Origin of the sequence: Geodermatophilus sabuli (assembly GCF_010686765.1) — a bacterium.
GTDB classification, from domain to species: domain Bacteria; phylum Actinomycetota; class Actinomycetes; order Mycobacteriales; family Geodermatophilaceae; genus Geodermatophilus; species Geodermatophilus sabuli_A.
In genome coordinates this window covers 1-558 of the sequence record NZ_JAAGWF010000096.1, presented here as the reverse complement: position 1 = coordinate 558, position 558 = coordinate 1, and the positions used below count along the sequence as shown (strand labels likewise).

Below are 558 nucleotides of genomic sequence, written 5' to 3'. Positions count from 1 at the left end.
TCGCACCACCATCATGAATTTCCGCCACCTGCTCGAGCAGCATCAACTGGCCCGTCAATTGTTCAAGACCATCAATCGCTGGCTGGCCGAAGCAGGCGTCATGATGACCCAAGGCACTTTGGTGGATGCCACCATCATTGAGGCACCCAGCTCTACCAAGAACAAAGAGCAGCAACGCGATCCGGAGATGCATCAGACCAAGAAAGGCAATCAGTGGCACTTTGGCATGAAGGCCCACATTGGTGTCGATGCCAAGAGTGGCCTGACCCACAGCCTAGTCACCACCGCGGCCAACGAGCATGACCTCAATCAGCTGGGTAATCTGCTTCATGGAGAGGAGCAATTTGTCTCAGCCGATGCCGGCTACCAAGGAGCGCCACAGCGCGAGGAGCTGGCCGAGGTGGATGTGGACTGGCTGATCGCCGAGCGTCCCGGCAAGGTAAAAACCTTGAAGCAGCATCCGCGCAAGAACAAAACGGCCATCAACATCGAATACATGAAAGCCAGCATCCGTGCCAGGGTGGAGCACCCGTTTCGCATCATCAAGCGGCAGTTCGG

General features: G+C 56.6%; 1 pseudogene. It reads left to right on the top strand.

The annotated features are described in order from the left end of the window. Positions 1 to 558, top strand: a pseudogene (locus tag GCU56_RS23180) (IS5-like element ISKpn26 family transposase); the annotation flags it as partial.